Origin of the sequence: Mycobacterium sp. E3247 (assembly GCF_001667785.1) — a bacterium.
GTDB lineage: Bacteria > Actinomycetota > Actinomycetes > Mycobacteriales > Mycobacteriaceae > Mycobacterium.
Map to the genome: position 1 here is coordinate 1 of NZ_LZJG01000157.1, position 10,493 is coordinate 10,493.

A 10,493-nucleotide genomic window follows, 5' to 3' on the forward strand; every position below is an offset into this window, starting at 1 on the left:
GGCGGCGGTGGCGGCGGATTCCCCGGAATTCCGGGCCTCGGCGGCGGTCACGGCGGCTTCGGTGGCGGCCACGGCGGATTCGGACGCCACTAGCGGGCGCGGACCCAGCTGTCACCTTCCGTTTGCCTCCCGCTCAGCGGGGTGATGCAGTTAGCTCATGGCGGCGACGTACACCGGTCATATGCGATGCACCGTGTTCGGCACCGGTTACCTGGGTGCAACCCACGCCGTCGGCATGGCGGAGCTGGGACACGAGGTCGTCGGCGTCGACGTCGACGCGGGGAAGGTCGCCAAGCTCTCCGGCGGTGACATTCCGTTCTACGAGCCCGGGCTGCGCAAGCTGCTGACGAAGAACCTGGCGGCGGGGCGGCTGCGGTTCACCACCGACTACGACGTGGCGGCCGATTTTGCCGACGTGCACTTCCTCGGGGTCGGGACACCGCAGAAGAAGGGCGAGTACGGCGCCGACCTGCGCCACGTGTACGCCGTCGTCGACGCGCTGGTGCCGCGGCTGACGAGATCGTCGGTGCTAGTGGGCAAATCGACCGTGCCGGTGGGAACCGCGGCCGAACTCAACCGCCGGGCGGCCGACCTGGCGCCTCGCGGCGTCGACGTCGAGATCGCCTGGAACCCCGAATTCCTGCGCGAGGGCTATGCGGTGCAGGACACCCTGCATCCGGACCGCATCGTGCTTGGGGTGCAACAGGATTCGACGCACGCCGAAACGGTGGTCCGCGAACTCTACGGCCCGCTGCTGGCCGAGGGAGTGCCGTTCCTGGTGACCGACCTGCAGACCGCGGAGCTGGTCAAGGTGTCCGCCAATGCCTTTCTGGCCACCAAGATCTCGTTCATCAACGCCATCTCCGAGGTGTGCGAGGCCGCCGGTGCCGACGTCAGCGTGCTGGCCGACGCGCTCGGTTACGACCCACGGATCGGTCGCCAGTTCCTCAACGCGGGTTTGGGTTTCGGCGGCGGCTGCCTGCCCAAGGACATCCGTGCCTTCATGGCCCGCGCGGGCGAGCTGGGGGCCGACCAGGCGCTGACGTTCCTGCGCGAGGTCGACAGCATCAACATGCGCCGCCGCACGCGGATGGTGGAGCTGGCCAGCGCCGCCTGCGGCGGCTCGCTGCTGGGCGCCAACATCGCCGTGCTCGGCGCGGCGTTCAAACCCGAATCCGACGATGTGCGCGACTCGCCCGCGCTCAACGTCGCCGGCCAACTGCAGCTCAACGGTGCCGCGGTCAACGTCTACGACCCCAAGGCGCTGGACAACGCGCAGCGGCTGTTCCCGACGCTGAACTACGCGGTGTCGGTCGAGGAGGCCTGCGAGCGCGCGGACGCGGTGCTCGTCCTGACCGAGTGGCGCCAGTTCGTCGACCTCGACCCCGCCGACCTGGCCGACCGCGTGCGGGCCCGCGTCATCGTCGACGGCCGCAACTGTCTCGACGCCACCCGCTGGACCGCGGCGGGCTGGCGAGTGTTCCGGCTGGGCGCGCCGCGGCCCTAGCTGATCGCCGTCCCTATTGTTCGTCGGTGCGACGTTCGGTGTCGGACATCTCACGCCGGATGCTCGCCTGTTCGCGCTCAGCCTCGGCTCGCACGCGGTCTTTCCCGTCTTCGGCGCGCTGCAGCCGTTCGCGTTCCCGCTCGAGCGCGGTGCCCTCCCGTTCGTCTGCCTGCGCCTCGCGTTGATTCGCCAGCTGTTCGCGGTGGTTCGCGATTTGGTCCCGCTCGTCGGCGATGCGGTCCCGCTCGTCGGCGATCCATTCGCGCTGGGCGAGCTGCGCCTCCCGGTGTGTGAGGGCGTGCTCGCGCCTTTCCAGTTCGTCCGGTTGCTCGTCGACGTCGTCGGGTTCAGCCGCCACGATGCTTCCCTTCGGCGCGCTGTGTCGCCTGATGTCGTCCCTGCTCGGCCTGCTGCCATGCGAGTTGGCGTTCGCTGGCGGCCTGCTCCCGTTCAACTTTGGCCTGCTCGCGAAGCGCCGCCTCGCGTTGCCGCTCCCCGTGCTCGGCCGTCCGCTGCTTGCCCGCCGCGGTGTGATTGGCCGCGCGTTCGCGTTCGTCCGCAATCCGTTCGCGCTCGTCCGCCAGCGCCTCCCGTTCATCCGCGATCCGTTCGCGCTCGTCGGCCAGCGCTTCGCGGCGGTTGGCGAGGATCGTGCGTGACTCGAGGTAGCGAACCCAGCGCTCCACGCCCTCGGTCAGCCGCTCCCGGCGCGCTGCCACCAGTTCTCGCTCGTGCGCGAGGTGTTCGCGCTCGTTCGCGATGCCTTCCCGCTCTTCGGCGATCCGTTCGCGCTCCAACGCGACGTTCTCGCGCTCGTCCGCGGTGCGGATGGCGGGCATGCCCATGTCGTCTCCAGTGGTCCGTGGTCGTTTGATCACAGCACATCGGCGCAGCCCGCCCATAGGGGCGAAGTCCCCTGGCCGCGGAGTCCTTCGTCGCATGGCCCGGCGAGTAGCCTGACCCGGGTGGACTATGCCGGCGCATTCCTCGAAGAGAACCGCGCGTTTTCGGAGTTTTTCCGCGATGTCGACCAGTCCAGGCCGGTGCCGACGTGCCCGGGATGGAGCCTGAACCAGCTGCTGCGCCATGTCGGGCGCGGTGACCGCTGGGCGGCGCAGATCGTGCGGGAGCGGCTCGAGGAGTTTCTCGACCCGCGGTCCGTCGAGGGGGGCAAGCCGCCGCCCGATCCGGCCGACGCGATCTCCTGGTTGCGCGGCGGCGCGCAGCGGCTGATCGATGCCGTCGAGCTGACGGGGGTGGAAACCCCGGTGTGGACGTTCCTCGGGCCGCGGCCGGCGAACTGGTGGATCCGCCGCCGCCTGCACGAGGTGGCCGTGCACCGGGCCGACGCGGCGATCGCGCTGGGAGCCGACTACACGCTGGCCCCCGATGTGGCCGCGGACGGGATCACCGAATGGCTCGAGCGGGTCGCGGTCCAGGCCGGCAGCGACGGGGCGCCGCTCCCGCTCGAGGGGGACAACACCCTGCACCTGCACGCCACCGACCCAGGGCTCGGCGAAGCCGGGGAGTGGACGATCGGTGTAGACCACGGCCGCATCACCTGGTCCCACGAGCACGGCAAGGGCACCGCGGCGCTGAAGGGCGGGGCGGCCGAGCTGCTGCTGGCCATCCTGCGCCGGGTGCCGCTGACGGACACGGGCATCGCGCTGTTCGGCGACGAGGCGGTGTGGCAGAACTGGCTGGACCGTACCCCGCTCTAGCCACGGCGCCGGGGCGCACACGGTAACTTGCACACCATGACCACTTCGGAGATCGCCACCGTCCTGGCATGGCACGACGCGCTCAACGCCGCCGACTCGGAAACCCTGATCGCGTTGTCCAGCGACGACATCGAGATCGGCGACGCGCACGGCGCCGCCCAGGGCCACGAGGCGCTGCGCAGGTGGGCCGCCGCCCGGCACGGGACGGCCGAAGTCGGCCGGATGTACGTGCACGACGGTGTCGTGGTCGTCGAACAGAAGGTCAGCACCCCGGACAATCCCGGGGCCGTGGCAACGGCGGCGTCGGCGTTCCGGGTGGTCCACGACCGCGTCACGTCCGTTTTCCGGCACGAGGACCTGGCGTCGGCGCTGGCCGCCACCGAACTCACCGAGTCCGACCTCGTCAACTGAGCGTGGAATAGGGGAACCACCATGCGCGGGATCATCCTGGCCGGGGGCTCGGGCACACGCCTGCACCCGATCACCGTCGGCATCAGCAAGCAGTTGCTGCCGGTGTACGACAAACCGATGGTCTACTACCCGCTGTCCACGCTGATGATGGCGGGGATCCGGGACATCCTGGTGATCACCACCCCACACGACGCGGCGGGTTTTCGCCGATTGCTCGGCGACGGCTCGCAATTCGGCATCGACATCAGCTATGTCACGCAGGAACGGCCCGACGGCCTGGCGCAGGCCTTCGTGCTGGGCGCCGAGCACATCGGCAACGACTCGGTGGCGTTGGTGCTGGGGGACAACATCTTCTACGGGCCGGGGCTGGGCACCAGCCTGAGCCGCTTCCAAACCATCAGCGGCGGAGCGGTTTTCGCCTACTGGGTGGCCAACCCTTCGGCGTACGGCGTCGTCGAATTCAGCGACGACGGCACGGCGCTCTCGCTGGAGGAGAAACCGAAGACACCGAAGTCCAATTACGCGGTGCCGGGGTTGTACTTTTACGACAACGACGTGATCGAGATCGCCAAGGGCCTGAAGAAATCGGCGCGCGGCGAGTACGAGATCACCGAGGTCAACCAGATCTACCTCAACCGGGGCCGGCTCTCGGTCGAGGTGATGGCCCGCGGGACGGCCTGGCTGGACACCGGCACGTTCGACTCCCTGCTGGACGCCAGCGACTTCGTGCGCACGCTGGAACGACGGCAAGGCCTCAAGGTCAGCGTCCCCGAGGAAGTGGCCTGGCAGCAGGGCTGGATCACCGACGAGCAGCTGGCCGAGCGCGCGCACACCATGCTCAAGTCCGGGTACGGCGGCTATCTGCTGGAGCTGTTGGAGCGGAGCCGATTTCACTAGGCCGCGCCAGCGCCGCGGCGATCGCCGTCGTCAGCGGCACCGACAGCGCCAGCGCGACGCCACCCACCGCCGCGCGGGCGATTTCGATGGCGACGCTCTCGCTGGTCAGCACGTCGGTCAGGGAACGGTTGGCGACACTGAACAGCAGCAGTAGCGGCAGCGAACTGCCGGCGTAGGCCAGCACCAGCGTGTACACCGTGCTGGCGATGTGGTCGCGGCCGACTCGGATGGCGCCCAAAAAGATCGCGCGGCGCGCCCCACCGAGGTGGGCGAGCTCGAACACCGTCGAGGCCTGGGTCACCGTCACGTCGTTGAGCACACCGAGCGAGCCGATGATGAAGCCGGCGAGCAGCAGGCCGCTGATCGACACGTTGCCCAGGTAGGCGCTCACGGTCGCGTTCTGGTCGTCGGACAGGCCGGTCAGATGCGCCAGTTGTATTGCAGCCCAGGACAACCCGGCGGCCAGCAGCAGCGACGTCAGCGTGCCCAGTAGTGCCGCGCTGGTCCGCAGGCTCACGCCGTGGGCCAGATAGATGACCGCGTAGAGGATGGCCGCCGAGGCCACCAGAGCCACCGGGATCGCGGGCGCGCCGTCGCGCAGGGCCGGCAGCAGAAACTCCACCAGGACCGCGAACGCCACCACGATGCCGACCAGCGCGAGCAGCCCGCGCCAGCGGGCCACCGCGACGATCACCACCGCGAACGCGACGGCGAGGGCGACCAGCGACCACCCGCGTTCGAAGTCGTAGAACGCGTAGCTGGTGGCGCCCTGGTCGTCGACCTGGCGGACCAGCCGAAGATGGTCGCCCACCGCGAACTTCGGCTGGCCGGGGCCGGGGGAGGACTCCAGCAGCGTGTTGGCGCCGGCGTTGGGTCCGGAGTCGATGGCGACCTGGGTGAGCACGCAGCGGCCCGCGCCGGGCGGCGCCGGCTGCGGCGCGGTGGTGAGCACCTGACCGACCGACGGGCTGCCGCAGTCGCCCAGGCCGCTGGACAGCACGTGCCCGGCCTGCGTGCTCACCGCGCCGCCGGCCGCGTTCTGGAAGGGCATCGGGATGTCGACGTGCTCCCGGCTGGGCCACAGCGCGACGGCGCCGGCCAGCACCGCCAGGCCTATGGCGACCAGCAGCCCGACGACGATCCTGGCGGGCAGCGCCTCAACCGCGGCCGGGCCGGACAGGCTGTGGGAGTGGGTGTGCGAGTGCGTCACCCGGTCCACCGTAGAGGCGCCGGCTGCGAAGATCCTTACTGGCGATAGCTGACCAGGAAGTTGCCCAGCCGTTCGATCGCCGCGGCCAGGTCGCGGGCCCACGGCAGCGTCACGATGCGCAGGTGATCCGGTGCCGGCCAATTGAATCCGGTGCCCTGGGTGACCAGGATCTTCTCCTGCAGCAGCAGGTCGAGGACGAGCTGTTCGTCGTCGGTGATGTCGTAGACCTCGGGGTCGAGCCGGGGGAAGGCGTACAGCGCGCCCTCCGGCTTCACGCAGGACACCCCGGGAATCTCGTTGAGCTTCTGCCACGCCACGTCGCGCTGCTCGAGCAGCCGGCCGCCGGGCAACACCAGGTCCTCGATGCTCTGGTGACCGCCGAGGGCCACCTGGATTCCGTGCTGGGCGGGCACGTTGGGGCACAGACGCATGTTGGCCAGCAGGTTGATGCCCTCGATGAAGCTTTCGGCGTGGTCCTTGGGGCCGGTGATCGCCAGCCAGCCGGCGCGGTAGCCCGCCACCCGGTAGGCCTTGGACAGCCCGTTGAAGGTGAGGCACAACATGTCCGGCGCCAGCGTGGCCACGTTGATGTGCTTGGCGTCGTCGTAGAGGATCTTGTCGTAGATCTCGTCGGCGAGCAGCAGCAGTTCGTGCTTGCGCGCGAGTTCCACCATCTGGGTGAGGACGCCGCGGCTGTAGACGGCGCCGGTCGGGTTGTTGGGGTTGATGATGACCAGCGCCTTGGTGCGCTCGGTGATCTTGGACTCCAGGTCGGCGATGTCGGGCTGCCAGCCCTGGGTCTCGTCGCACAGGTAGTGCACGGGCGTGCCGCCGGCCAGGGACGTCGACGCCGTCCACAGCGGGTAGTCGGGCGACGGGATCAGCACCTCGTCGCCGTTGTCGAGCAGGGCCTGCAGCGTCATCGTGATCAGTTCGGAGCACCCGTTGCCCAGATAGACGTCGTCGACGTCGAACCGGGGGAAGCCCTCGACCAGCTCGTAGCGGGTGACCACCGCGCGGCGGGCGGGCAGGATGCCCTGCGAGTCGGAGTACCCCTGGGCGTACGGCAGCGCCTGGATCATGTCGCGCATGATGACGTCGGGCGCCTCGAACCCGAACGGTGCGGGGTTGCCGATGTTGAGCTTGAGGATGCGGTGGCCTTCGGCTTCCAGCCGCGCGGCGTGCTGGTGCACCGGGCCGCGGATCTCGTACAGGACGTCCCGGAGTTTGGACGACTGCGCGAAGACGCGCTGCCGGTGGTGGCCGGAAGCGTGCAGGGGCAGCTGGTGCGTGGTCACGTCACCAATGGTGCCACTACTGTCCACTGAATTTTGCCGTCAAACGAAGAAAACCCAGGTCAGCGCTTGCCCGGCGGGCGGGCGCCGCGCGCGATGCCCAGCCCCTTGACCGGCGGGGCCGACGCCGCGCCGTCGCCGTCGGGCTGCTTGGCCGGCTCGGCTTTCGGCGTGGGCTCGGGCTCCGCTTCCGCGGCGGGCTGCGCCTCGGCCTTGGGGGCCTCGGCTTTGGGTGCCTCGGCTGGCGGCGCGGCCTTCTTGGCGCCGGGGCGCTTCGCGCCGGCGGCGATGCCCAGCCCCTTGACCGGCGCCGCGGGCGGCTTGGCCTCCTCGGCCTTGGCTTCGGCCTCCGGTGCGGTCTCGGCCTTGGGGGCCTCGGCTGGCGGCGCGGCCTTCTTGGCGCCGGGACGCTTGGCGCCCGCGGCGATGCCCAGCCCCTTGGCCGGGGCGGCCGGCGCCGCGGCAGACTCCGGGGCCGTTTCCGTCTTGGCCTCGGCCTGGGCCGGTGCGGCTTTCTTGGCGCCGGGCCTCTTGGCCCCGCCCGCGATGCCGAGGCCCTTCACGGGCGCGGCGGGCGCGGTGGGCGTGGCTGCCTCTGCCTTCGGGGCGGCCTCGGTCTTCGCGGCGGCCTCGGCGGGAGCCTCCTCGGTCTCCTTGGCCGGCGCCTCGACGGTCGCGGTGGCCTTGGGCGCCTGAGCCGCCCGCTTCTCGGCTTCCTTTGCGGCCGTGCCCTTCTCCGGCAGCGTCGCCTTGTCGTACTCGAGGGAGCCGAGCAGCACCTGCGCGACGTCGAGCACCTCGACGCCGGTGCGGCCGGCCTCCTCGGAGCGGTCGTTGACGCCGTCGGTGACCATCACGCGGCAGAACGGGCAGCCGGTGGCGATCGTGGACGCCCCGGTGGTCAGCGCCTCGTCGACGCGTTCGTGGTTGATCCGCTTGCCGATGTGCTCTTCCATCCACATCCGCGCGCCGCCGGCGCCGCAGCAGAAGCTGCGCTCGGCGTGGCGCGGCATCTCGGTGAGCGTCGCCCCCGCGGCCCCGATCAGCTCGCGCGGCGCCTCGTACACCTTGTTGTGCCGCCCCAGGTAGCACGGGTCGTGGTAGGTGATGTCCTGCGACACCGGCGTCACCGGCACCAGCTTGTTGTCCCGGATCAGGCGGTTGAGCAGCTGGGTGTGGTGCAACACCGAGTAGTTCGCGCCCAGTTGCCGGTATTCGCGGCCCAGCGTGTTGAAGCAGTGCGGGCAGGTGACGACGATCTTGCGGTCGACCGTCTCCACGCCCTCGAACACCCCGTCCAGAGTCTCGACGGCCTGGGCGGCCAGCTGCTGGAACAGGAACTCGTTGCCCGAGCGGCGCGCGGAGTCGCCGTTGCAGGTTTCGCCGGTGCCGAGCACCAGGTACTTCACCCCGGCGATGGCCAGCAGTTCCGCGACGGCCTTGGTGGTCTTCTTCGCCTTGTCGTCGTAGGCGCCCGCGCAACCCACCCAGAACAAGTATTCGAAGCCGTCGAAGCTGTCGGCGTCCTCCCCGTAGACCGGGACGTCGAAGTCGACCTCGTCGATCCAGCTGGTGCGGTCGGCGGCGTTCTGGCCCCACGGGTTGGCCTTGGTCTCCAGGTTCTTGAACAGCACCGACAGCTCGGACGGGAACTCCGACTCCATCATCACCTGGTAGCGGCGCATGTCGACGATGTGGTCGATGTGTTCGATGTCCACCGGGCATTGCTCCACGCAGGCGCCGCAGGTCACGCAGGACCACAGCACGTCGGGATCGATGACGCCGCCCTGTTCGGCGGTGCCGACCAGCGGGCGGGTTGCCTGCTCCGGGCCGGACCCCATGATGCGGCCAAAGCCCGACTCGGGGACGTGGTGCGCCTCGGCGTGCTTCTCGCCGGCCAGCTCCTCGCCGATTCCGCCCTCCGGCGTGTTCTCGAGCGGGGTCTCCTTGTCACCAAGGATGTAGGGCGCCTTGGCCATCCAGTGGTCGCGCAGGTCCATGATGACGAGCTTGGGCGAGAGCGGCTTGCCGGTGTTCCACGCCGGGCACTGCGACTGGCAGCGGCCGCACTCGGTGCAGGTGGCGAAGTCCAGCATCGCCTTCCAGCTGAAGTCCTCGATCTTGCCGCGGCCGAATTCGGCGTCGTCGGGCGGGTTTTCGAAGTCGATCGGCTTGCCGTCGTGTTCCAGCGGCAGCAGCGGCCCGAGCCCGTTGGGCAGCCGCTTGAAGATGACGTTGATCGGCGCCGTGAAGATGTGCATGTGCTTGGAGTGCAGCACGATGATCAGGAACGCCAGCATGACCGCGATGTGCAGCAGCAGCGCCACCGTCTCGATGATCTCGTTGGCGGGCTGGCCCAGCGGGCGCAGGATCGCGCCGAACAGCTGGGAGAGGAAGGCGCCCTTGCCGTAGGGCAGCGTGCCGTTGTTGACGGCCGACCCGCGCACCAGGACGTAGGTCCAGACGACGTTGAAGATCATGAACAGCACCAGCCAGGCGCCGCCGGTGTGCGAACCGTAGAACCGCGACGAGCGGCCGTACTCCTTGGGTTCCGTGCGCAGCCGGATGATGGCGAACGTCGTGATGCCCAGGAAGACGGCGGTGGCGAAGAAGTCCTGCAGGAAGCCCAGCGCGTCCCAGCGGCCGATGATCGGGATGTGGAAGTTGTCCTGGAACAGCAGCCCGTAGGCCTCGATGTAGACCGTCAGCAGGATGAAGAAGCCCCACATCGTGAAGAAGTGCGCCAGGCCGGGGATCGACCACTTGAGCAGGCGGCGCTGACCGAAGACCTCGGAGAGCTCTGCCCAGATTCGCTTGCCGGGTTCGTCGGTGTGTCCCGGGGCGGGCTTGCCGGACGTAACCAGCTTGAACAGCCACAGGACGCGGCGGCCGGCGAGTGCGGCCACCACCAGCGTCATGCCCATGCCCACGACCAGTCTGATGAGCATCTGCGTCGTCACCGAAGGTCTCCCCAATGCATTGTTGATTCAGCCTGCGTTTTGTTTGCCTGCTTAGCCCTGCTCATAGTTGCATCTCCGCAGCTTCCGCCGCGAGAAAGGCTGCCCTAACTTCGGGGGTGCCGGCGTCTCGGCCTGCTTCGTTGAGCGCCGCCGCCGGCCTGTGAATTTCGTCGCGGTGACCGGCGCCACCGCGTCAGGGCCGGGGTTGGGGCAGGAACGGCGGCAGCAGCGGCCGCAAGCGCGTGGTGGCGGGGGGCGCGGACGTGGTGGGCGCCGGCGTCGTCGTGGGCGGCGGGGTAGTGGTCGTCGTCGGCGGTGCCGTCGTGGTGGTGGTCGTGGTCGGCGGCTCGGTGGTGGTGGTGGTGGTGGTCGGCGGCTCGGTCGTGGTGGTGGCGGGCGGCGGCTCAGAGGACGACGACGGGCGAGGGCCAAAGCGTTGCGCCCGGTTCCCGCACCCACGTCCAGCACGCGGTAGGTCGTCGGATCAGGTGC

9 protein-coding genes and 1 pseudogene are annotated in these 10,493 nt (G+C 69.6%); 4 read left to right on the forward strand and 6 right to left on the reverse strand.

Annotated features, from left to right (window positions below; genetic code table 11):
* Window positions 1-181 precede the first annotated feature (181 nt).
* A complete protein-coding gene (locus A9X04_RS08475) occupies window positions 182-1,507 on the forward strand; it encodes a UDP-glucose/GDP-mannose dehydrogenase family protein (protein ID WP_067919316.1) in 1,326 nt (441 codons plus the stop codon).
* A gap of 13 nt (window positions 1,508-1,520) precedes the next feature.
* Here the strand turns inward: A9X04_RS08475 and A9X04_RS08480 are convergent, their stop codons facing one another.
* The gene (locus A9X04_RS08480) at window positions 1,521-1,865 is read right to left on the reverse strand and encodes a hypothetical protein (RefSeq protein ID WP_067919304.1); all 345 of its coding nucleotides are present in this window, start codon (window positions 1,863-1,865) and stop codon (window positions 1,521-1,523) included.
* Window positions 1,855-2,352, reverse strand: coding sequence for a hypothetical protein (locus A9X04_RS08485; RefSeq protein WP_156764271.1), 498 nt, complete (start codon window positions 2,350-2,352; stop codon window positions 1,855-1,857). The genes A9X04_RS08480 and A9X04_RS08485 overlap by 11 nt, the downstream gene beginning before the upstream one ends.
* Window positions 2,353-2,472: 120 nt before the next feature.
* On the opposite strand from A9X04_RS08485, the gene A9X04_RS08490 reads away from it, so the two are divergent.
* Genes A9X04_RS08490 through rfbA form a run of 3 tightly spaced genes read left to right on the forward strand, consistent with a single transcriptional unit; the run spans window position 2,473 to window position 4,536 of the window.
* Window positions 2,473-3,228: a maleylpyruvate isomerase family mycothiol-dependent enzyme gene (locus tag A9X04_RS08490; RefSeq protein WP_067919307.1), complete on the forward strand. Its 756-nt coding sequence runs from the start codon at window positions 2,473-2,475 to the stop codon at window positions 3,226-3,228.
* A 36-nt stretch (window positions 3,229-3,264) separates the two neighbouring features.
* Window positions 3,265-3,639, forward strand: coding sequence for a nuclear transport factor 2 family protein (locus A9X04_RS08495; RefSeq protein WP_067919309.1), 375 nt, complete (start codon window positions 3,265-3,267; stop codon window positions 3,637-3,639).
* Between the two features lie 21 nt (window positions 3,640-3,660).
* On the forward strand, window positions 3,661-4,536 hold the full coding sequence (gene rfbA / locus A9X04_RS08500) for a glucose-1-phosphate thymidylyltransferase RfbA (protein ID WP_067919311.1): 876 nt from the start codon (window positions 3,661-3,663) through the stop codon (window positions 4,534-4,536).
* Here the strand turns inward: rfbA and A9X04_RS08505 are convergent.
* From A9X04_RS08505 to A9X04_RS31360, 4 genes and pseudogenes are all read right to left on the reverse strand, one after another.
* Window positions 4,478-5,755, reverse strand: a complete 1,278-nt coding sequence (locus tag A9X04_RS08505; protein ID WP_067919313.1) for a YibE/F family protein — start codon at window positions 5,753-5,755, stop codon at window positions 4,478-4,480. The genes rfbA and A9X04_RS08505 overlap by 59 nt on opposite strands.
* Window positions 5,756-5,781: 26 nt before the next feature.
* Window positions 5,782-7,071 carry a pyridoxal phosphate-dependent aminotransferase gene (locus tag A9X04_RS08510; RefSeq protein WP_067919314.1) on the reverse strand — a complete coding sequence of 430 codons (1,290 nt, stop codon included), beginning with the start codon at window positions 7,069-7,071 and terminating at the stop codon, window positions 5,782-5,784.
* A gap of 32 nt (window positions 7,072-7,103) precedes the next feature.
* Window positions 7,104-10,001, reverse strand: a complete 2,898-nt coding sequence (locus A9X04_RS08515; protein ID WP_082974878.1) for a (Fe-S)-binding protein — start codon at window positions 9,999-10,001, stop codon at window positions 7,104-7,106.
* A 414-nt stretch (window positions 10,002-10,415) separates the two neighbouring features.
* A pseudogene (locus A9X04_RS31360) lies at window positions 10,416-10,493 on the reverse strand (hypothetical protein); the annotation flags it as partial.